22 protein-coding genes are annotated in these 21,775 nt (G+C 45.9%); 10 read left to right on the forward strand and 12 right to left on the reverse strand.

Features of this window, described 5'->3' with window-relative positions:
- Nucleotides 1–16 precede the first annotated feature (16 nt).
- The 3 genes from atpE to atpH all read left to right on the forward strand — a co-directional run bounded on the left by atpE (nt 17) and on the right by atpH (nt 1,456).
- Nucleotides 17–280: an ATP synthase F0 subunit C gene (gene atpE / locus FXO21_RS04295; RefSeq protein WP_149638934.1), complete on the forward strand. Its 264-nt coding sequence runs from the start codon at nt 17–19 to the stop codon at nt 278–280.
- A 130-nt stretch (nt 281–410) separates the two neighbouring features.
- On the forward strand, nt 411–905 hold the full coding sequence (gene atpF / locus FXO21_RS04300; RefSeq protein WP_225865563.1) for a F0F1 ATP synthase subunit B: 495 nt from the start codon (nt 411–413) through the stop codon (nt 903–905).
- A gap of 14 nt (nt 906–919) precedes the next feature.
- The gene (gene atpH, locus FXO21_RS04305; RefSeq protein WP_149638935.1) at nt 920–1,456 is read left to right on the forward strand and encodes an ATP synthase F1 subunit delta; all 537 of its coding nucleotides are present in this window, start codon (nt 920–922) and stop codon (nt 1,454–1,456) included.
- Nucleotides 1,457–1,515: 59 nt separating this feature from the next.
- Here the strand turns inward: atpH and FXO21_RS04310 are convergent, their stop codons facing one another.
- From FXO21_RS04310 to FXO21_RS04355, 10 genes are all read right to left on the reverse strand, one after another.
- On the reverse strand, nt 1,516–2,400 hold the full coding sequence (locus tag FXO21_RS04310) for a sugar phosphate isomerase/epimerase family protein (protein WP_149638936.1): 885 nt from the start codon (nt 2,398–2,400) through the stop codon (nt 1,516–1,518).
- Nucleotides 2,401–2,425: 25 nt separating this feature from the next.
- On the reverse strand, nt 2,426–4,105 hold the full coding sequence (locus FXO21_RS04315) for a carboxylesterase family protein (protein ID WP_149638937.1): 1,680 nt from the start codon (nt 4,103–4,105) through the stop codon (nt 2,426–2,428).
- A 162-nt stretch (nt 4,106–4,267) separates the two neighbouring features.
- Nucleotides 4,268–6,805 (reverse strand): ATP-dependent Clp protease ATP-binding subunit, encoded by a 2,538-nt coding sequence (locus tag FXO21_RS04320; protein WP_149638938.1) that lies wholly within the window; start codon nt 6,803–6,805, stop codon nt 4,268–4,270.
- Between the two features lie 64 nt (nt 6,806–6,869).
- A complete protein-coding gene (locus tag FXO21_RS04325) occupies nt 6,870–7,529 on the reverse strand; it encodes a WbqC family protein (RefSeq protein WP_225865564.1) in 660 nt (219 codons plus the stop codon).
- A 103-nt stretch (nt 7,530–7,632) separates the two neighbouring features.
- Nucleotides 7,633–8,259, reverse strand: a complete 627-nt coding sequence (locus tag FXO21_RS04330; RefSeq protein WP_149638940.1) for an L-threonylcarbamoyladenylate synthase — start codon at nt 8,257–8,259, stop codon at nt 7,633–7,635.
- Nucleotides 8,260–8,290: 31 nt separating this feature from the next.
- Complete coding sequence (locus tag FXO21_RS04335; RefSeq protein WP_149638941.1) at nt 8,291–9,283, reverse strand: glycosyltransferase; 993 nt, start codon at nt 9,281–9,283, stop codon at nt 8,291–8,293.
- A gap of 108 nt (nt 9,284–9,391) precedes the next feature.
- The gene (locus tag FXO21_RS04340) at nt 9,392–10,336 is read right to left on the reverse strand and encodes a YihY/virulence factor BrkB family protein (RefSeq protein WP_225865565.1); all 945 of its coding nucleotides are present in this window, start codon (nt 10,334–10,336) and stop codon (nt 9,392–9,394) included.
- An 8-nt stretch (nt 10,337–10,344) separates the two neighbouring features.
- Nucleotides 10,345–10,755 carry an acyl-CoA thioesterase gene (locus FXO21_RS04345; protein WP_149638942.1) on the reverse strand — a complete coding sequence of 137 codons (411 nt, stop codon included), beginning with the start codon at nt 10,753–10,755 and terminating at the stop codon, nt 10,345–10,347.
- A 1-nt stretch (nt 10,756) separates the two neighbouring features.
- Nucleotides 10,757–11,794, reverse strand: coding sequence for an endolytic transglycosylase MltG (mltG, locus tag FXO21_RS04350; RefSeq protein ID WP_149638943.1), 1,038 nt, complete (start codon nt 11,792–11,794; stop codon nt 10,757–10,759).
- A gap of 41 nt (nt 11,795–11,835) precedes the next feature.
- Complete coding sequence (locus tag FXO21_RS04355) at nt 11,836–12,915, reverse strand: Ldh family oxidoreductase (RefSeq protein WP_149638944.1); 1,080 nt, start codon at nt 12,913–12,915, stop codon at nt 11,836–11,838.
- A 159-nt stretch (nt 12,916–13,074) separates the two neighbouring features.
- Here FXO21_RS04355 and FXO21_RS04360 point away from each other — a divergent pair, with 159 nt between their 5' ends.
- The 6 genes from FXO21_RS04360 to FXO21_RS04385 all read left to right on the forward strand — a co-directional run bounded on the left by FXO21_RS04360 (nt 13,075) and on the right by FXO21_RS04385 (nt 19,651).
- A complete protein-coding gene (locus FXO21_RS04360) occupies nt 13,075–13,698 on the forward strand; it encodes a DUF502 domain-containing protein (RefSeq protein ID WP_149638945.1) in 624 nt (207 codons plus the stop codon).
- Between the two features lie 86 nt (nt 13,699–13,784).
- Entirely contained in the window at nt 13,785–14,399 is a 615-nt protein-coding gene (locus tag FXO21_RS04365) for a hypothetical protein (RefSeq protein WP_149638946.1), read from the forward strand.
- A 50-nt stretch (nt 14,400–14,449) separates the two neighbouring features.
- On the forward strand, nt 14,450–15,691 hold the full coding sequence (locus FXO21_RS04370) for a 3-phosphoshikimate 1-carboxyvinyltransferase (RefSeq protein WP_149638947.1): 1,242 nt from the start codon (nt 14,450–14,452) through the stop codon (nt 15,689–15,691).
- Between the two features lie 12 nt (nt 15,692–15,703).
- On the forward strand, nt 15,704–17,296 hold the full coding sequence (locus FXO21_RS04375; protein ID WP_149638948.1) for an FMN-binding glutamate synthase family protein: 1,593 nt from the start codon (nt 15,704–15,706) through the stop codon (nt 17,294–17,296).
- Between the two features lie 19 nt (nt 17,297–17,315).
- Nucleotides 17,316–17,990, forward strand: a complete 675-nt coding sequence (locus FXO21_RS04380) for a hypothetical protein (RefSeq protein WP_149638949.1) — start codon at nt 17,316–17,318, stop codon at nt 17,988–17,990.
- The gene (locus FXO21_RS04385; RefSeq protein ID WP_149638950.1) at nt 17,987–19,651 is read left to right on the forward strand and encodes a S8 family peptidase; all 1,665 of its coding nucleotides are present in this window, start codon (nt 17,987–17,989) and stop codon (nt 19,649–19,651) included. The genes FXO21_RS04380 and FXO21_RS04385 overlap by 4 nt, the downstream gene beginning before the upstream one ends.
- Here FXO21_RS04385 and FXO21_RS04390 read toward each other — a convergent pair.
- Entirely contained in the window at nt 19,638–20,177 is a 540-nt protein-coding gene (locus tag FXO21_RS04390) for an NUDIX hydrolase (protein WP_149638951.1), read from the reverse strand. The genes FXO21_RS04385 and FXO21_RS04390 overlap by 14 nt on opposite strands.
- 71 nt (nt 20,178–20,248) lie before the next feature.
- Here FXO21_RS04390 and FXO21_RS04395 point away from each other — a divergent pair, with 71 nt between their 5' ends.
- On the forward strand, nt 20,249–21,154 hold the full coding sequence (locus FXO21_RS04395; protein WP_149638952.1) for a DUF2911 domain-containing protein: 906 nt from the start codon (nt 20,249–20,251) through the stop codon (nt 21,152–21,154).
- 8 nt (nt 21,155–21,162) lie between these two features.
- Here FXO21_RS04395 and FXO21_RS04400 read toward each other — a convergent pair whose 3' ends face one another.
- Nucleotides 21,163–21,771 carry a trimeric intracellular cation channel family protein gene (locus FXO21_RS04400; RefSeq protein WP_149638953.1) on the reverse strand — a complete coding sequence of 203 codons (609 nt, stop codon included), beginning with the start codon at nt 21,769–21,771 and terminating at the stop codon, nt 21,163–21,165.
- Nucleotides 21,772–21,775 lie beyond the last annotated feature (4 nt).

A 21,775-nucleotide genomic window follows, 5' to 3' on the forward strand; every position in this document is an offset into this window, starting at 1 on the left:
TTAAACAAATACAATTATGTTGCTTCAAATTTTGCTTCAAGCTGCTGAACAAAGTGGTGTTGGTCTGGCTGTTTTCGGTGCTGCTATCGGTGCTGGTCTGGCTGCTATCGGTGCTGGTCTTGGTATCGGTAAAATCGGTGCTAGCGCAGTTGAAGGTATCGCTCGTCAGCCAGAAGCTGCTGGTGCTATCCAGACTGCCATGCTTATCATCGCGGCTCTTATTGAGGCTGTGGCGCTTTTCGCAGCAGTAATCTGTCTGTTGATCTCGTTCAACCTGTAGTAAAGAAATTGGACTTGGTCCTTACTTCATATGCATTAGGCTGAGAAGTAAAATGAAACTCTTCGTGGAAGCATTAGGCTTCCACGATTTTTGAAAAAAGAGAGCTGTTAACACTTAAACTCATCATTATATGTCATTGCTTACTCCAAACCCAGGTCTGATATTCTGGATGCTTGTAGTATTCTTACTGGTGGTTTTCATCCTTGCGAAATTCGCCTGGAAACCGATCATCAAAGGCCTTAAAGACCGCGAAAACGAAATTCAGGGTGCATTGGATCTGGCAGAAAAAACCAGAGCTGAAATGATCCAGTTGAAATCTGACAACGAAAAACTCATCGCAGAAGCGAATGCAGTTCGTGACCAGATCCTGCGTGAAGCCAAGGATGCTGCTGACCGCACCATTGCAGAATCAAAAGACAAAGCGGCTGTGGAAGCACAGAAAATGATCGAAAGTGCACAAGCCGCTATCCGTAACGAACAGCAGCTTGCAGTTTCGAAAATCAGAAAAGAAGTAGCGACCCTGTCTCTTGAAATCGCTGAAAAAGTATTGCAGCGTGAACTGAAAGATAAAGAAGCTCAGGAAAAATTGATCGCGGAACTCGCTTCTTCTGCACGTCTTAATTAAACATTTGATTTCCGATGTCAGTAAGTATTGTAGCTGCCAGATACGCAAAATCCCTGATTGAACTCGCAAAAGAGCAAAATGTGCTTGAAGCGGTTTACCAGGATATGATTTTGTTCAAAGACACTGCCGACAAGAACAGAGGTTTGATGCTTGCATTGAAAAGCCCTGTCGTTCGTCACGAGAAGAAATCAGGTATTTTGAAAGCCCTGTTCGAAGCCCGCGTCAACCCCGTGTCCTACGCAATCTTCAAAATCATCACTAAGAAGAACCGTGAATCGATTTTGGATGAGATTGCAAATGAGTTTATAAAAGCATATAATCTGAACCAGGGAATCCAGAAAGCATTGGTAGTGACAACTACCCCGCTAACAGATGAACTGCGTCAGCAATTTATAGAAATCGTTAAGTCCGCAACCGGAAAAACGGTACAGCTTGCCGAGAAGATCAATCCATCAATTATTGGCGGATACGTATTGACTATTGAAGACCGTCAGATCGACGCGTCTTTGAAGAGCAGGCTGAATGAGCTTAAATTACAGTTAGTAAACTGAATTTTTATCTGCATAATTTGGAAGACCCGGCTGCTATGCGGCCGGGTCTTTTTTTATTCCTATACTTTCATTTTCGTCACATTCTGGAAACTGATCTCTATCGCTTCCAATGGTGGCCTTTTGGCTATATCCTGCTCCACGAAGAAGTGCGTCAGACCGGCCGTTTTGCGGGCTGCAAATATCTTTTTGAAGTCGATTGAACCTGTACCTACTTCGGCAAATGATTGATCTGTTTTATCCATATCCTTTACGTGCCAAAGTGGGAAGCGGCCAGGATATTTCTTGAACAGATCAACCGGATCCATACCTGCCTTTACGATCCAGTATAAGTCTAGTTCCAGTTTCACCAGGTTTGGGTCGGTCGAAGCGATCAGGTCATAAGGAAGCTTACCATCGATCTTTTTGAATTCAAAATCGTGGTTGTGATAGCCAAACTGTAAACCTGCCTTCTTAGCCACCTCGCCCGACTTATTGAACAGATCAACATAGCTTTTATATTGATCGATCGTCTTACGTTCTCCCTCAGTCAGATATGCACATACTGCGTATTTCTGCCCTATTTCAGCCGCATCGTCAACCGCCTGCTGCCAGTTATTGCTCAGACTGCCGATCGCCTTTTTGTTTTCCACACCTGCACCATAATGCCCGCTCACCGGATCCAGGCCCAAATCATTCAATATTTTCTTAAATTCTTTTGGTGTTTTACCGAAGAATTTGCCGTCGTTGTAGCCGAAAAGTTCGACTTCCTTATAGCCGATTGCTGAAACCTTTTTAAGCGTTCCCAGCAAATCTTTGGACAACTCATTTCTGAGCGTATACAACTGCAAGCCAATTTTTGAAGCTGCCTTTTGTTCCCAATTCAATCTGGACAACATAGGCGTTGCCAGCATCAGCGCACTGGCTTTCATAAAGGATTTCCGGGAAATCTTCTCTTCGTAGTTCATCGGTTATTTATAAAAAGTAATAATTCTATTTGGTAAAATTTACAGCGCCCGAGGTGGAAAGTTTCGTCTTCACCTCTTCCGGGACCTTCCACTCAGCGGTGAAGTAGCCATCTGCTACGATGTTTTTTGCGCTGTCTTTAAATAAAAGAAAATCTTTGTAGTCTGACAATTTGCGATGCATGACAGGCACAAATGGATACCCCTGATCCTCCGTTCCCATCCACCACGGCAGGCCAGAATTAACCGCAACATAATGTTTATCCATTGGGAAAACGTAAAACAGACCGTGGCTTTTGTCGGCCGGATTCAAGTGTAGGGGTAATTTGTCTGCAACCTTGGCTATATAAGAATTTGTTTCTTTCGTTCCAAAAAGGATCAAATTGCTATTTTCCAGATCGCTTGGGCGAACTTCCTTGTCAGCCAGCACGCGAGGAAAAAACATAATTCTTCCCAAAAAAGCCCCCCGGTATTGAGACCAGTTTGCAGCCGTATTTGCAATTTCCATCCGTTTTGCAAGTTCTTCCGGCGAAGGATTGTCGGCAGTTCCGTAAACATACACATGCCGCGTCGAGAATGCATCCAAAATCGGCCCTTCTGCACCTTTTCTTTTACCTGCCGCAATGGTCATGGTATTAGGAGCGAACGTCCAGACACCTTTATTTTTAACAAATGAAAATGTGCTGTCAGCTTTGACCGACAGATCAACTCCGTCCAGTTCCACTGAAACATTACCCGGCTTGAATTTTGGATGGTTTTTCAGATTCAAGGTAAAGGCGTCCAGATTTTTAGTGGTGATCTGCAGAGCGTTCGGCTTCGCCAGATTCGCATCGATTTCAGCCAATTTACCATAGTCGATCTTATCGAATTTTACCCAAAACGATTTATCATACTTATAAAGCTTGCTCACGAATCTGACACGGTCAGGATAGGGATTTCTCTCTGCGTGGCTGAACCATTCGAAAATAAACTGGTTATCATATGCGCTCACCCAGCTATCATGCTTCACATCAACAAACTCTTTATAGCTCACTTCCACACCAATATCCTGTAAATGGCTTACCCACTTTCGTGTACCGTCCACAGGAACGACCGGATCGGCATCGCCGTGAAAGAAATGAACAGGAAAATTGAGCGCATTAGCGGCCAGCTCGAACGTGCCGGCAGGAGGTGCAGGACAGACAGGCGCAATTGCAGCCCAGATATCAGGCCTGGTCAAACCGATCCAGAGCGTGCCTCCGCCACCCATTGAAAGGCCGGTCAGAGATATTCTGTTCTCGTCGATATTGAAACGTCTCTTTACATCATCCAGCATATCATAGACATCCTCTTCCGGAATACCCTGATAACCTGCTGTACCCCTTGCGTACACAGATGCAACTATAAAGTCGACATCATCCCACTTCGGAAAATAACGGGAAGCTTCGACATCTGTTTCGCCTTCTGCATTACTTTTCCCAAAGACGCGACGTAGCGCAAGCCTATGGTTAGATCCGGCCCCATGAAGCATTACTATGAGCGGGTACTTCTTGTTTTCATCGTAATTGGGAGGCAGATATAACCCGTAAGGTTGATCGGTATCGTCAGCATCAGAAAAGAAAGAAAGCACCTGTGGGCCGCTGGCGTACTTTTGGGCGCTTGTATTAGTGATTGTCGACAGTAACCCGAGTAAGAGAAGAAACGCAGCCTTTGTAAAATGAAGCTTCATCTGCTATTTAATTATTTGTTGGTTAAATATAAATGAATTCATCATGTGAACGCACAAATCCGGCAAATGCTTTGAATTGGTCCTGTTAATAATTGTCAACAAAAAAAGGCAGATCTTTCGACCTGCCCCTTTTAACGTCTCTATATTATTCTGATCAGCTACCTAGTTCGCTAACTCTTCTTCTTTTTTACGAACTGTGATCACCAGTTGCTCGCTGTTTTCTTCGTGATTAGCAACCAGCACATCGCCTTCACGCAAATCACCTTTCAGGATTTCCTCTGCTACGGGATCTTCCAGGTATTTCTGGATCGCGCGGTTCAAAGGACGAGCGCCATATTGCGGATCATATCCTTTTTCAGAAAGGAAATCTTTTGCAGAAACAGTCAGCTCGATTTCATAACCCAATCCTTTCACACGGTTGAACAACTTGCCCAGAGAAATATCAATAATTCTGTGCAGATCCTCGCGTTGCAGCGAGTTGAAAACGATCACATCGTCCAAACGGTTCAGGAACTCAGGGGAGAATGCCTTACGAAGCGCACTTTGGATCGTACCTTTCATGATGTCATCCTGGTTCTCCGTTTTGGCCTTGGTCGAGAAACCGATTCCGGATCCGAAATCTTTCAAATCACGGGCTCCTATGTTAGAAGTCATGATAATGATCGTATTTCTGAAATCCACTCTTCTTCCCAAACCGTCAGTCAGGATTCCATCGTCAAGCACTTGTAACAGAATATTGAACACATCCGGGTGCGCCTTTTCGATTTCATCCAGAAGCACGACGCTATATGGTTTTCTTCTGATTTTTTCAGTCAGCTGGCCACCTTCTTCGTAACCTACATATCCCGGAGGTGCTCCAACCAAACGAGACACGCTGAATTTCTCCATGTACTCGCTCATATCAATCCGTACCAGGGAATCATCTTTATCAAACAGATAAGTTGACAATACTTTGGCAAGCTCCGTTTTACCAACACCAGTGGGTCCAAGGAAAATAAACGAGCCGATTGGTTTTTTAGGATCTTTCAGCCCAACCCGGGTACGCTGGATCGCTTTGGTCAGCTTTTCAATAGGGGGATCTTGTCCGATTACCTTACTTTTGAGCTCCTCTGCCATATTCAGCAATTTCTTGCCTTCATCCATGGACACATTCGTCACTGGAATACCAGTCATCATTGCTACCACCTCAGCTACATTATGCTCAGTTACCGTGTAGCGCTTTTGCTTGGTTTCTTCTTCCCAGGCCAGCTTCGCACGGTCCAGCTGATCGATCAGTTTCTTTTCACGATCTCTTAGCTGCGCTGCTTCTTCATATTTCTGGCTTTTTACGACCCGGTTTTTCTCTTGCTTGATGTTTTCGATCTGCTCTTCCAATACCAGAATATCCTCCGGAACAGTAATGTTGCTGATGTGAACTCTCGCACCGACTTCATCCAGTACGTCAATCGCTTTATCAGGCAGGAACCTGTCGGTAATATACCTCTCAGATAGCTTCACAGCAGTACTGATCGACTCCGGTGTATAATTGACGTGGTGGTGATCCTCGTATTTATCTTTGATATTCTCAAGGATCTGAATGGTCTCTTCAATTGAAGTAGCATCGACCATTACCATCTGGAACCGACGTGCCAAAGCGCCATCCTTCTCAATATACTGACGATATTCATCCAAAGTAGTGGCACCGATACACTGGATTTCTCCGCGCGACAATGCCGGCTTAAACATATTGGAAGCATCCAGAGAACCCGAAGCGCCGCCTGCACCAACGATCGTATGCAGCTCATCAATGAAAAGAATCACGTCAGGAGACTTTTCAAGCTCATTCATCACAGCCTTCATTCTTTCTTCGAATTGACCGCGGTATTTGGTACCAGCTACCAGTGAAGCCAGATCTAGCGTCACTACCCGTTTGCCAAACAGCACGCGTGATACTTTCTTCTGAACAATACGCAATGCAAGTCCCTCAGCAATAGCCGTTTTACCTACACCTGGTTCACCGATCAGAATTGGGTTATTTTTCTTGCGACGGCTCAGGATCTGCGCTACGCGCTCGATTTCTTTTTCACGGCCAACAATAGGATCAAGTTTGCCGACTTCGGCCATTTTCGTCAGATCCCGTCCGAAATTATCTAAAACAGGCGTGCGCGACTTTTCGGCACCTTTGGATTCTTTTCCGGATGAAGAACCGCCGCCTCCAAACATTCCGCCTCTTGCTTCGTCGTCTCCGTCCTCGGTCTCCGGCCCCATATGAGGTCTGGATCCTGATGATTGATATTCTAACATTTCCTTAATGACTTCGTAGTTAACATTAAATTTATGTAAGATCTGTGTGCCTACATTGTCTTCATCCCGCAGGATCGACAACAACAAATGCTCGGTTCCGATCAATGTACTTTTGAATATCTTGGCTTCGAGATAAGTGATTTTAAGTACTTTCTCTGACTGCCTTGTCAAAGGTATATTTTGGAGGTTCTTCACATTATTTGTTGCGGCTCCCTTGGTCGCCTGTTCGATCGTCTGACGTACATCGTCCAACGAAACGCCAAGCTTTTTAAGTAATCCAATCGCCACGCCGTCACCCTCACGAATCATTCCCAGTAGTAAGTGTTCTGCTCCAATGTAATCATGGCCAAGTCGGAGGGCTTCTTCCCGGCTCATAGAAATTACTTCTTTCACTCTATTCGAAAATTTTGCTTCCATTGTGTAGCAATAAAAAGTGTTTAAGGACATTAACGCTACTTGAGCTTACTTTGTTCAAATAGCTTTATTGAGACTTACAGGATCTTAACAAAACACTTTTTGCTTCCGGCCCCATGTTAAAGAGTAAATCAATAATGCTAAGATTGCCAACAAAATCATTCCCGAAAGTCTGATAATAAGGCGCTGGCTGGTAGTAAGAAAAGGAATGCAGGCTTTTTTTATTGTTTATGAGCGATATAACGTTATCGACGCAATTTTCTTCTTCCGACTCACCTGACAAAATGTACCTAATCTCCTTTTTAACCCCTACCAATCTAAGACAAATTGTCAATAATTCATAATTCAAATCCGCCAGGAATTTCAGTCTTTTTTCGTAAGTGTGGGTAAATTCAGATATGTAAAATTCGTAAAACGGAGACTTTCCGTAAGCGGATTTCAAACAACCCAAATGCCGCCTCAGCCAATCCTGGTTGTAATCGATCAAAATATCTTTTGTGGGGCTTGCTGCGTCGTATCCTTTTACGGGAACCGTCAATACATCAATTTTATTGGTAGTTAGCACACTACACCGGTTCCTAAACGTCTGCTTCACGTATCTCTCCGCTACATCAATCAAAATCCGGTCGTACTGAAGAATGCAGGTAAAGTATTCCAGGCAAGGCAAATACTGTAATTCTATTCTCGCCGTCCTGTTTTGCGCACTTTTCACTGATATTTCCGACACTATCAAATATGCTAAAGCCTGGTGATATTATCAAAAAATTTATAATAATTATTTTCCATGGTCAGCAATGTTCAATACTGACTTGGATCTTTACAATTTTCGGTCAGGAAAAAATACTGACATCCCCTAGACCTTCCCGTATCACTTCAAAGTCGTCGGCATCTGCTTTCACAATGGTCGAAGGAATATTGCCCCCGTAACCACCATCAATTACCATGTCAACCTGGTGCATGAATTTTTCATAAATCAACTCAGGATCAGTAGAGTACTCGATGATTTCATCGTCATCTTTAATGGAGGTGGTTACGATTGGATTGCCAAGATCCTTCACGATCAGCCTCGGAATCAGGTTGTCCGGTACCCTGATTCCAACCGTTTTTTTATTGGTATTTAAAAGCTTGGGAACGTTGCTGGTAGCGTCGAGAATAAAGGTGTAAGGTCCTGGCAGCACACGTTTCATCATCTTAAAGGCGGTATTGCCAACTCTGGCGTAGTCCGCGATGTGACTCAGGTCGTAACAGATAAATGAAAAGTCGTTTTTCTGGGGTTTGATACCTTTAATACGGGCGATTTTTTCTACGGCCCTTGTATTGTAAATATCGCAGCCCAGCCCATAAATCGTGTCCGTCGGATAAATAACCAGCCCACCGCCACGCAGGCATTCGACGACCTGACGTATTCGTCTCTCGTCGGGATTTTGGGGATAAATTTTAATGAATTCAGCAGGCATAGGAATTTGTAACTTTTGTTAAACAACACCGCTAAAAGCTAAATCCTTCCTGACCAGATGCTTTTTTTAAGTTTTTTATATAAAATCTGTAAGCAAAATTGACCGGAAGGTGCAGCCTGCACAGCAATATAACCAGTTCTGTTTGCCACCCTGGATTTTCAATGTAATTGAGCAAACGACGAAACTGCATGGCCAGCTCAAATTCGTGGGCGTACAAACATTTCCTGATAAATGTACGGATACGCGCCGCTAAAAGATCAAATTCCTGCTGGTCCCTGTTCAGGTCATAGGCTTTATTGCAGACTGTATAATACGAATTGAGCAGGCCGCTGTTTTTTTGATAGACAAGACTGGAAAGTGAGGCGGAATGCAGTCTTTTCTTCGTCAGTATTTCATCCTGATAGTGATACTTGAAGCGTACCGCAGATCTGACCCAAAAATCAAAGTCCTCGAACAGCAGCTCCTCGTCATAGCCACCAAGCAAATTAAGTGTTTCGCGGCGCATCATCATCGTAGGGGTGCAGATGAAGTAATTTTCAAGCACTTTTTTATACACATCGCCCGAAGGCACCTGCGTCACAGACCTGCCCCATTCGTCGACAGCATAATGATAATTCAGGTCGCGCCCGGATTCATCCATGTAGACTGCATTAGAAAATATCACCGCATAATCCTCAGGCAGCGCCTCGAAGGTCTCAATCTGTTTTGCAATGCGATCGGGCAGCATCATGTCGTCACCTGAAAGATCGATTACATATTTACCCTTTGCCAGGGCAAGGCCCTGATTAAATGCACGGCACAGCCCCTCATTACATCGATTTTTGACCCATTGAAAAACGTGCCCGGATTGCTGAAACCGATGAATAATGTGAAGCGATCCGTCGGTGCTGGCATTGTCGATAACGATCAGTTGCAGAGAAGGGTAAGTCTGGCTAAAAACTGAATTCAGAGTCTCTTCCAGGTACTTTTCCTGATTAAATACGGTCAGGATAACCGTTACCAACGGCAGTTCTAATTGTTTCATTGTACACGCACAGGCTGTCTTAGCTCACAACGGCGCCGAAGTTGTTGATGAAATGCGCCTTTCCTGTACAAAACTACTAACTATCCGAAAAACCGCAGCGGCAAGTTATTATACGGCAGATGAGCGTTTAACATGCCCCTTGCTCCGTCGGGCGGCGGCAATACTTGCATTGATCTCGAATCCAAGGATGATCACAAAAGCAAGCAGATACAGCCAGATCATCAACGCGATCATGGTACCGATCGAACCGTACAATTTGTTATAAGAACTGAATCGTGAAAGGTAAAAAGAGAAACCGTAGGTGGAAGCAAGAATGAGGACAGAAGCGACCACAGAGCCAAAATTTAAAAAAGCAGTATGTCGGCCGTGAGAGGGTGCGAACCGGTAGATGATGGAGATCGTGAGCATCAAAGAACCAAAACTGACCAGGTACCGGGTAATATTCAGAAGCGCCAGCAGCAGACTGTCCATTACAATGTTCCAGTCAGCCAGCAGGTTCATCACTGCATCTCCGACGATCAGTAGGATCACCGACACAAAAAGAACCAGAATCAGCAGTAAAGTGAGCAGGATTGCAATACCTCTCGTCAGTAGAAAACCGCGGATTTCTTCGTCTTCATAAACCATATCAAAAGACCGCATCAATGACATCATTCCATTCGTGGAAGCAATCATTGCGAAAATAAAACCGAAAGAAAGTACCCCTCCGCGCGGCCTGCTGATAATATCCATGATCGTCTGGTCCGCATCCTCATAAATTCCCCGCGGCATATTCTCATGCAGCAATTCCATGATCTGCTGGTCCAGGTTCTCGATCGGGATATAGGGAATTAATGTAAACAGGAAGATAATGGCTGGAAATGCTGCCAATGTAAGACTGTAAGCGACTGCGGAAGCACGCTGATCAATGTCATATTTCCTGTTGCTCTGAACCAGGTTGAGGATAATCTCGTAAGGAGATACCGTCCCTTTTACCAGCATGGTTTTTTGTAACCACTTGATAAGTCGCTTGATTTGGCGGTTTCGCAACAGTTTTTCAAGCAGATTTTCCATAGTTACTTTTATTCAAAATAAGAAAGAAGCTTTGCTCTCAGCTTCTCGGGCGCGGTACACAATTTGCTGTTATCACGACGTTGAAAAACCAGAGTTGTCTCACCGGTGTTAAGCAAAATATCATTCTGGTTTCTTATTTCATAGAAAAAACGGACCCGCACACCCGGCATTTCCTGAATTGTCACCCGGATGTTCAGCAGATCGTCATAACGGGCAGGTTTGAGATAGCGGAAATGACTTTCATAAACCGGCATCATTACCCCTTCATCTTCCATCGCCTTATAATGAAAATCCAGGCTCCGCAATGCTTCCACCCTGCCTATCTCATAATAGCGGGCATAATTTCCATAATACACATACCCCATCTGATCCGTGTCGGCGTACCTGACGCGAATGCCTTTGACTTCGTAAACAAACATATTATTTCAGGATTTTGAGCCTGTTCAGTTCAGCCTGATAAAGCCGGGCGTTTTTGAGATGGTCGTTATAATTAGTTGCAAATGCATGATATCCGGATAGATCGGCTTTTGCACACATATAAATATAATCGTGCTTATCGTAGTTTAATACCGCATCCAGTGAATTGAAATCAGCAACCCGGATCGGGCCGGGAGGGAGGCCGGTATTGAGGTAAGTATTGTAGGGTGATTTAATCATCAGCTGACCATTTAATATCCTTTTGATCGCGAAATCCTGCAATGCAAATTTGATGGTAGGATCCGCCTGTAAAGGCATTTCCGCTTTTAAACGGTTCAGATACAAGCCTGCCACACGCGGACGCTCGTCTACTTTTCTGGCTTGTTCTTCTTCGACTATGGAGGCCAATATGGAAACCTGCACGGGTGTCAGCCCAATTTCCTTTGCCTTTGCGATTTTTTCGTCCGTCCAGAATTTTTTGTACTCACTATGCATTCTGTCCAGAAATTTTTCTGTGCCGGTAGTCCAGAAAATCTCGTAAGTATTTGGTAAAAACATAGAAACGATCGTAAGCGTATCCAGGCCGTATTTGTTACATACTGCCGGATCATTCAATGCTTTCCGAAAGTTAGCTTCGCCAAACTCAAACCGGCTGCCAATGCGTTTGATCAGGTCTTCCTTTAATCTGATATTGTTAAAAGTAAGTTTTACAGCATCCTGATTTCCCGAGCTCAATTTTTTCACAACCGTGTAATTGCTGCTACCGGGCTTGATCACATATCGGCCTGCCTTCACTTTTTCAGGGTATTTCAAAAGTTTGGCCAGAAACCGGAAAGAAATGTGGTCATTAATCACATCGTGCTTGTTCAGGGAGTCCAGCACGGACTCGTATGTTGCCCCCTCCGGAATGAGCAGTGCAAAGCTCGACTGCTTGTCTACCTGCAGGTTGGGCGTTTTAAAGATCTGCCAGAAGTAGAACGAAAAAGTGGTGGCCAGAATGGCAAGGGTTACGAATAAACCTATTTTGAAATTACGCGACATATTGATCAGGCTGTCAGCTTGCGGCTGGAATTTTCTTTTGTTTATAAATTACTTTGAAACGGGATACTGAACCTTTTCGCCAGCTCGTCCAGTGACTTAACAACCGGTTCCAGCAATTGGATTCCATTTACACTCCTTTGTGCTTCCATTTCCCGCTCCGGATCTCCCGGGATCAGCACCTTTTCTCCTTCCACAGCCCGCGCCCCTCTGAATGCCCGGATCCATTTGTCCATATCATTCTTAAAATCATCGGCGGGTCTGAACCCATCCACCCGCATTGCGCCGAGAAAATGTCCGGTACCCAAACCTACACCTTCCTGCGCTGACATAAATCCGGCAGTAGCGAAAGGTGGCACCCAGGGACCAAAATTAGCACCCGAAAGTACGCCTGAAAATATATCCACTATCGCACCCAGCCCGTAACCCTTGTGGCTTCCGTGCTCCCGGTCGGAACCTAGTGGTAATAAGCCGCCGCCGCTCTTTACTGCATTGGAATCGGTCGTGGGATTCCCGTCCGCATCCTGTGCCCAGCCCAGCGGTGCAGGTAAATTTTTACGCTGCAATATCTCAAACTTGCCGTAAGCCACAGCTGTTGAAGCGAAATCTGCCACAAATGCAGGTTCTTCCATTGCTGGCACCGCCACCGCTATTGGATTGGTTCCCAGTAATTTATCAAGAGAAAAAGTGGGCGTAACAAGCGGAGCTGCATTAGTCATCGTCCAACCGATCATATCTTTTTCAAGCGCAAGCATTGCGTGATAGCCGGCGATACCGAAATGATTTGAGTTACGTACTGAGACCCAGCCCGAACCTGCCTTTTCCGCCTTTTCCATCGCGATTTCCATCGCCTGTGGCGCTACGACGAGCCCTAGCCCCCGGTCCCCGTCGACCACTGCTGTGCTCGGCGTTTCATAGACTATCTTTACCACCGGTGCCGGATTCAATCTCCCATTGTCGTATAACCGTACATAACCGGCCAAACGCGCTATTCCGTGCGAATCAACTCCGCGCAGATCGGCGCTTATCAGTACTGTCGAAGCCAGTTTCGCTTCCTCGACCGGGCACCCGATCGCCAGAAAAACTTCTTCTGTAAAATGTTTCAAATAACTGGCCTGGTACATATAATCAAATGAGTGAACTTCTTTTTATTTTTACCGAGATTGCAGCCACAAGTTGCTGCCGGCTGCAAATATCCAAATTCAATCGGCATCGTCCAATATTTCATTGTCCGTAACTAATACACGCTACCCACCCTTTCAGCTTCGACGGCCTCTTATTAAATGGAAATCAAGAATTCAGTCCTGAAAAGGATCATAAGCTATTTCATACGCGGGTTGGTGCTCGTCGCACCGCTGTATGCAACAGTCCTCATTATCTGGAGCGGCGTCGAATATCTGGACAATATTATTCCGATCGACATCCCCATTTCCAATCAGCAATCGGTTTATTTGCCAGGGCTTGGCGTGCTCATTATTATTTTAGGGATCATTTTACTGGGTTTTCTTTTTTCAACGATCATCCCGCAGTCCTTTTTTAAATTTACCGAAAGCCTGATGCGGCGGATCCCGCTGGTCAGCCTGATATACTATTCCATTAAAGATCTTATTCTTGCGTTTGTAGGCGATAAGAAAAAATTTAACCAGCCGGTACTGGTCACTATTTACAAGGACGCGGAAATCAAAAAGATCGGGTTCATCACCCAAAACGATCTGACTCACCTCAAAATCACCGACCACGTGGCAGTCTATTTTCCTTTTTCCTATTCTCTTTCCGGCGAGCTTCTGATCGTTCCTGCCGCGTTGATCGTACCCGTAGAAGCTTCTTCGACCGACGTCATGAAAATGATCGTATCAGGTGGTGTTTCAGTCAAAGTCTCCAAGGAAGAAACCACCGAAGAAGACTGAGTATGTCGATCTAAATAACCAACATTGCAACACTTCTGCCCTTTTAAGAGAATGATTCCCTATATTTGAACCATTCTTTTTGTGCTATGAGACAGCTGCTGCTTATCGTTCTTGTGTTACTTTCCGGGAGTTATGAAGTCTGGTCGCAAGACCACTACCAACCTCAAAAGGCCCTTTCCAGTGAAGAATTGTTTCTCAAACAAGGCGGCGCAAGCAGAGTGATCGCAACGCCCGGCCAGAAATATCTGGTACTGGACGCTTCTCCGGCAATCGGCGGATTTCACCGCTACCGTTTTTTTCCCGGCGACAATATCAAGTTCAGAATGCACAATGAAACCATTAAATTTAACGAAACCATCGCCAGCGTTTCAGACTCTTCTTTCACCATCGGGATACTCAACGAGGCAGTAGGCCGCATGGATTTTCAGGAGATACCACTGAAAGACATCCGCCTTATGAAGGTGTCACGCCGCATTCCCTTTATATCTCAGCTGGCCCCGATCCTTCCGCTCGCCGGGTTGATTTTCATTGGCGCCGACTTCTTCAATAAAGGCGTTGACGACAAAAGATTTACCACCGACGCGACGTCGCTTGCCGTTGGCGGCTCTATGATGGTTGCAGGTTATATTTGTTACCGGCTCACATTCTCTTCCCTGAAAATCAATAGCCGCAACAAGCTCAAAGTTCTGGAAACATATTAACTATTAGTGGCACATTCCCGTCGCCTATTCAAAATCTGATTTTTGCAAAAGTGAAATCCATTGTCGTTTACCCACCGAAACAACCCGTAAAAGCCGAAATTAAACTGGTAGCCTCGAAAAGCGAGTGCAACCGGGCATTGATCATCAATGCACTGACCGGATTCCAATGCGAACTTTCCAATGTTTCGGAAGCAAGGGATTCGCAAACTATGATGCGTTTACTGAATGCAAACGAAGAAATAGCCGATGTGATCGACGCAGGAACGACAATGCGGTTTCTTACTGCCTATTACGCAGTAACCAATCAAACAAAAATCATGACTGGCACCCCGCGCATGTGCGAGCGGCCGATCGGAATTCTGGTAGATGCATTAAGAAAACTGGGTGCAGATATTGAATACCAAAAAGAAGAAGGATATCCGCCTTTGAAACTGAATGGATTTACTTATTCGGGACAACATGAGCTCACCATGCGGGGAGACGTCAGCAGTCAATATATTTCTGCATTGCTGATGATCGCGCCCCAGCTGCCAAGCGGGCTTACCATCCAGCTGGAAGGCGAAGTAGGCTCCCGGCCTTATATTGAAATGACGCTCAATCAGATGGCGCATTTCGGCATTGAATATCAGGCAAACTGGCAAACCAACAAGATTACGATTCCCCCATTTAAATACCAGCCAAAGCCTTACGCCATCGAATCCGACTGGTCGGGCGCGAGCTATTGGTACAGCATTGTCGCTTTGTCGGAAAATGCAGAAGTTGAGTTGCTGGGGCTGAAAAAAAATTCATTACAAGGTGACAGCGCGATCGTTCAGATCATGCGGCATTTGGGAGTAGAAAGTTTGTTCACAGAGAGAGGAGTGTTACTAACCAAAATACCTGCCGCTGCGTCTATCGGCTGGGATTTCTCGGATTGTCCCGATCTTGCCCAAACTGTCGCCGTATGCTGCGCCGTGAAAAATATCCGGCTTTCCATGACGGGCGTGGAAAGTCTCAAAATAAAGGAAACTGACCGCATTTTCGCCTTACAGCAGGAATTAAAAAAGCTCGGGGCGGAGTTGACGGAGATTGAAAAAAATCATTTGTACGAGGTTTCCCGGACCAGGGACTTTCAACCGCAGGACTTACCTTCAATCCATACATACGACGACCACCGCATGGCCATGGCTTTTGCGCCAGCTGGAATGGTTGCGCCGATCAGAATAGAGGAACCGGAAGTTGTCGTAAAATCTTATCCGGGCTACTGGAAAGACCTCAGCCAGGTGACTGTCTGGGAAGAAAAAGACATTTAATCATACACTTTCATGGATGGTACGCTCTCCTTTCTGGCATCGGTCCCTATTTGGGTTTATATTCTGATAGTGATCGTGCTGATTGCGCTGAGGGATATTTTGCAAAGAAAACATACCATTCAGCATAACTTTCCGCTGGTAGGGCATTTCCGTTATATGCTGGAAACGATCGGGCCGGAACTGCGCCAGTATATCGTTGCCAACAACCGGGAAGAACTCCCTTTCAACCGCCGGCAGCGTTCATGGATCTATGCTTCTGCGAAAAAGGAAAATAATTACCAGGGTTTCGGGACGGACCAGAATATGCACGAGCCTGGTTATGTGCTTGTAAAGCCGGCCCTTTTACCTAAAAAAATAGATTCAACGCACAATCACCACGTCAAAAACGGAAACGATCCGCACCATTATACTATTCCGGCTGCCAAAGTAATTGGCGAATATCACAAGAGAAAAAGGCCTTACCGCCCGCGTTCTATCGTCAATGTAAGCGCAATGAGCTTTGGTTCGCTTTCCTCCCGGGCGATCGAAGCATTGAATAAAGGCTCTTACCGGTTTGGGAACTACCATAACACGGGCGAAGGCGGCCTTTCCCCCTACCACCGTTTCGGAGCTGATGTGGTGTTCAATATGGGCACTTCTTACTTCGGCGTACGCGATCTGGAAGGCAATTTTGTAATGGAAAAGCTGGTAAAAATGACAAGAGAAAATCCTTTCGTCAGAATGATCGAGCTGAAACTGTCGCAAGGCGCCAAACCCGGAAAAGGAGGTGTACTTCCGGCCAGCAAGATCACCGCGGAAATTGCAGAAATCAGGCATGTACCTATGGGTGTCGACGTCGTTTCTCCTCCCTACCACAGTGCATTTTCAGATGTGAAGGGAATGATCGATTTTATCGAAGCAATGGCTGAGGCAACCGGTTTGCCGGTCGGCATTAAATCTGCCGTAGGAAAAACGGAAATGTGGGAAGAGCTCGCCGACCTGATGGTAGAAACTGGTAAAGGCCCCGATTTTATCACGATAGACGGAGGAGAAGGCGGTACCGGCGCCGCACCGCCCTCTTTCGCGGACCACGTTTCACTTCCACTCGTTTTTGCTTTTAGTACTGTTTATAAAATTTTCCAGAAAAGAAACCTGAACGACAAGCTTACATTCATCGCTTCCGGCAAGCTCGGCCTGCCGGCCCAGGCTGTGATGGCATTTTCAATGGGCGCCGACGTGATTAATGTTGCAAGAGAGGCGATGCTGTCAATAGGCTGCATTCAGGCGCAGATCTGTCACACTAACCGCTGCCCGACCGGAATTACTACCAATAACAAATGGCTCGAATCGGGCATTGATCCGGCATTGAAAAGCGTACGTTTTTCCAACTATATGAGCACGCTTGCCAAAGAGATCATTGAAATTACGCACGCGTCAGGTTACGAGCATCCCTGCCAGTTCGGGATGAATGATGTGGATATTTCGATGGGCGATCACAACAAAACGGTCACACTTGCCGAAAATTACGGTTATTTAAAGACTATTGTCCCCTACTCCGGTATCGGGGAACTGCTTGACTGTCCACACCTGGGCGGCCGCGATATTCCCGGCGAGAAAGTCGCCTGATATTTTTAAACATACACACATGCTAAAAACTACTACCACACTATCATCATTTCTTCTATTCATCTCCTGCCGACAAACTCCGGCTCCTGATTTTTCCGAAAAAAGTTATTTCCCGCTCGAACCGGGCACCTATTCCGAGTTCAGGGTTGAACGGACAAAGTACATTTCAGACCAGCAAATACACACAAGCCGGCTCAAAGTGCGCAGGTCGGTTCAGCATTCATTTGAAGCCGACGGGCAGCTGATTTTCCCACTTCAATATACTCGTGAAGATTCTTTCAAAGAGTGGAAAACCGATTCAGTCAGTGCCGCCTGGATTTCAGCTGAGAAGGTTTTTGAGCAGGAAAATGGCAGACCGGTTATTAAAATGCTCTTCCCGCTTTCCGAACGGTTGAAATGGAAATGCGATGGGTATAGTATTGCTGGCAATGCGGAAAGTCTGGCCCTGCATGTAAATCAGCCCATGAAGATCGGAGGGCAACATTATCCGCACACCGTAACAATCGTCCGTCAGGACGACTCAACACTTTTGTCGAGAAAGAAGTATATCGAAATATACGCCGCTAACGTTGGACTGGTACTGCGCGAGCGGCTCAACATACAGTACTGTCACGCAGGCGACTGCATCGGAAAAGGCATCATCGAATCAGGTTGGAAGGAAATGTTTATTTTTGAAAAAATCGGAAAACAATGAGCAAAACTCTATTCATCAGCATCTTCCTGTTCTCATTTATTTCAAATGCTGCCTTCACCCAAAGTAGCCCGAGGTATCTGGTGCTTTTGAAAGACAAAACAGGCACCCCCTATTCGGTGGAGAAGCCACAGGATTTCCTTTCAGAAAGGGCTATTGCGCGTAGAAACAGGCAAAATGTTCCGGTTACTGCAACCGACCTGCCGGTCAACCCTGCTTATATTACTGCTATAAAACAAACCGGCGCCGCCGTGATCTTCTCAACACGCTGGTTCAATGGCGTGTTGATAGAAGCTTCGGCCGCCCAATTGGAAGCGATTAAGAAACTGGCCTTTTACAAAGGCATTGAGCTTAACCTGCCGGTAGCAAATATCAGTTCCGATTCTCCGGGCATCCAGCGTGTAGCGAAAAGCCAGGAAAAATTTGGCACAACGGAAGACCTCAACTATGGAAATATGAATGCACAGCTCGCACTAATGGAAGTGCCGGAGTTGCATAAAAAAGGATTTCAGGGCGAGAATATGCTGATTGCCGTGATGGATAACGGTTTTGTAAACGGAAATACATTAGGCTTTCTTGATCAGCTGCGAACTGAAAAACGCATTATCGACACCTATGATTTTTTGAACCGGGAAACCAACGTTTACAATAGCGGCTCACATGGTATCAACGTACTTTCGACTATGGCCGCTTACCAGCCCGGCACAATGATCGGTGCAGCATTCAAAGCTTCTTACGCACTGTACCACACCGAAAATGACTTCGGAGAATCGCCTTATGAAGAAATAACCTGGCTTCTGGCCGCCGAGCGGGCGGATAGTATCGGCGCCGACGTTGTGAACACTTCGCTGGGTTATTATTCTTTCGACGATGATTTTGCCACCGATGCCTACAATTATACTTATGAGGACATGAACGGAAAAACGACCATTATCAGCCGGGCAGCGCGGTTTGCGACGCGAACCGGAATGCTGGTCGTGAATTCGGCGGGTAACGAAGGGAATAATGCCTGGCGATACATTACCGCCCCTGCCGATGTGGATTCCGTATTAACGGTCGGTGCTACTACCTATGACCGGAGCTATGCCGCGCTAAGTTCCATTGGCCCCAATGCAGCCGGCCAGCAAAAGCCTGATTTGGCGGCAGTTGGATTCGGCACTGTGGTAGGATCTGTCTCGGGCTCTGCCAGCAGCGGCAACGGTACTTCCTTTTCTTCACCTTTGATCGCCGGACTAGCCGCGATCCTCTGGCAGGCACATCCGCAACTCACCGCCCAGCAGATTATTTATGTATTAAAAAAATCAGGTCACCTGGCCAATGCTCCTGATAATAAGTTAGGCTTCGGTGTCCCCAGCGCAGTCAAAGCAGAGCAGATTATCGCCGATGAATTCAGCCCGCTTGGCACCGAAGAGGGGATAATCAGCTCCATTATATTGGCCCCAAATCCGGTAAATACCAATGTTACGCTGACAATTCCGCCCGCGCTCATCGGCAGGCATGCGAGCCTGAATGTATTCGGTGTAAATGGCGTTTCCAGGTACAACAAAACCGAGCGTTTAACAGAAAGTCACACCATTTTTGCCGGAAACTTACCTGCTGGCTTGTACCTGATGAGCATTCAGGTTGATAATCAGGAACGCACCTTAAAGTTTATAAAGAAATAGTCTTCCTGACCATTCGCATGATCGATTCCGAGTTGTTGAAATGACGGACTTCTGAAATAGGGATCCATTGTACGTCCCGGGATTCGCTATTGATTGCAATCTCTTGTTTTTCATCAGATTGATAGGCAAACCGAATGTCATAATGCAGGTGTTCGGGGGTTTCTTTGTTGGCAGGAATAGGATGAATATCGATGTCGAAAATACCTTTCCTGGCCAAAATCAAGTTGTTGATCCCTGTTTCCTCCCATACTTCCTTACGCGCCACACTTTCTACATCCGGATCGCCGTCGCAATGTCCGCCCGGCTGGAACCAGCGGTTCAATTTGAAGTGATGCATCAGTAGAACTGAATTTTTATCAGCTGACAAAACCCAGCCCGAGGCTGTAATATGACCTTCTAAGAGTGTCCTTTTGAAGCAGTCAGGGTTCTTTCGTACAAAATTTATCGTTTCAAAATACATCTTTTCCTCCTCCCCGGATTCCGGTTTATATGAATCCAGGAGTGCAATCAAACTGTGGCGTTTCATCTAGGCTATCTGATTTTTTAATTCTAATTTCACCGCAAGTTTAACACATCGCGCCATAACCACCTTATCCTATGAAAAAGCATCTACTAACTGTTTTGCTTGCCGTTTTGCTTTCTACTTATGCGATCGGACAGCGCACGCCGGCATTGAGTCAGGGCGCGCAGGTAATGCAAACTATTGGCGTTACTGATTTTACCGTTAACTATTCACGGCCTACGCTCAAAAAAAGAAAAGTATTCGCCGACAGCTCTGCACTCGCGCCCTACAACCAGCTCTGGCGCACCGGAGCAAACAGCCCGACTACACTTGAAGCCAGCACAGAATTCAACTTCGGTGGCAGAACGGTACCCGCAGGGAAATACGCGTTGCTTTCGATTCCTTCGGGCACGGCCTGGACGGTGATCTTGAACAAAAAATATGATCAGGGAACAGAAAGCTACCAAGAATCCGAAGATGTAGCACGTGTGACTATCGGGCCTACCTCGGGGGAATTTCACGAGGCTTTCAAAATAGACATTGAGCCCGTTTCGGATAGTACCGGTTATGTGATCCTGTCGTGGTCGTCGGTGAAGGTTCCCATTCCGGTTTCGATACGCACGGAATCGCTTACTATGAATGCCCTGAACAAAGTAATTGCAGAAAAGCCCGAGGATACTGATGCATTGGAAAACGGGGCGGGATACTTACTTACAAAAGGAAAAGATTTGCCAGTGGCACTTTCCTGGGCCGACAAAGCGATCGGATTGAAAGAATCTTACTATAATATGTGGCTAAAATCCTCAATACTAGCCAAATTAGGCAAATACAATGAGGCGCTGCCGGTAGCCCAAAAAGCACTTACGCTGGGCAAGTCTGATGATCAGGCATTCACCGGTTTTTTCAAGGGACAAATTGAAAAGACAATCGCCGAAATTCAGCCAAAAGTCACTCCGAAGACAGTTACGACGAGCGTGAAAGGCAAAAAGAAAAAGAAATAGCTTCTGATTTATCTGAAAAACCGCGGTACGCTCCATTCAAAACGAACAGCCAGCAGGCGGATTACAATGATGACGAGCGACGCAGAAATGAAAGCGCTATTTCGTTCCATGCCAAGTTCATCAAACAATAGATAACTGCATGCCCCTGCAAGGCATGCAGTTGCATATACTTCTTTCCTGTAAATGATTGGGATTTCATTCGTCATCACATCCCGGATCACGCCACCCATTGTAGCAGAGAAAACGCCCATAATCACCGCAATTTCTGGTCTTACGCCTAAGTGAAGCGCCTTTTCCGTGCCTACGATCGTAAACAATGCAATTCCGAAAGTGTCAAAAAGGAACAGCGTTTTTCTGAGTCTCAGGAGGAATTTGAAAAATATAAATGTGGCCAGTACACCAGCCAGGATTGCATAAATAATGGTAATGTCGCTGATCCATACCAGCGGGTAACTTCCAAGCAGAATGTCACGTAATGTTCCGCCGCCTATCGAAGAAATGAATGCGGTAAATAATGCTGCGAACCAATCGGGGTTTTGCAGGTCTTTCACAGCCAGCGCGCCTGAAATGGCAAATGCGAAAGTCCCGATGATTTCAAGAACGTATTGAATACTCATTTCT

This window comes from Dyadobacter sp. UC 10, assembly GCF_008369915.1.
GTDB lineage: Bacteria > Bacteroidota > Bacteroidia > Cytophagales > Spirosomataceae > Dyadobacter.